Source organism: Neisseria sp. P0021.S007, assembly GCF_051956855.1.
The window spans coordinates 1-468 of record NZ_JBQCXA010001522.1; the positions used below are offsets into that span (position 1 = coordinate 1).

Sequence of the window (468 nt, forward strand, 5' to 3'; positions counted from 1 at the left end):
GTCCATGCAGTGCGCCACTCGGCTCGTTACGATGGCAAGAACCAAATTCTGCCAAACGCATCGGCAAATCACGGTACGAGCGCAAGCCGTTATTGAAAATCTGGACATGTCCCGGGCAGTTCATCGGTTTAACCGCGTATTCGCGCTTTTCCGAGCTGGTTACGAACATATTGTCTTTGTAGTTATCCCAATGACCGGATTTTTCCCAAAAGGTTTTATCCATGATTTGGGGGGTTTTGACTTCCTTGTAACCGGCGGCATTCAGCTCTTTACGCATATGCTGCTCAATAGTCTGCCACAAAGCCCAACCTTTGGGATGCCAAAACACCATACCCGGCGCTTCGTCTTGCAAGTGGAACAAATCCAGTTGCTTGCCCAATTTGCGGTGGTCACGTTTTTCTGCTTCTTCAATGCGTTGGATATAGGCTTTTAATTCATCTTTCGTCGCCCAAGCAGTGCCATAAATAC

1 protein-coding gene is annotated in these 468 nt (G+C 48.1%); it reads right to left on the reverse strand.

What is annotated here, in order from left to right:
* The coding region (locus ACTHUR_RS20060; protein WP_440400552.1) for an aminoacyl--tRNA ligase-related protein at window positions 1-468 on the reverse strand (468 nt) is incomplete at both ends.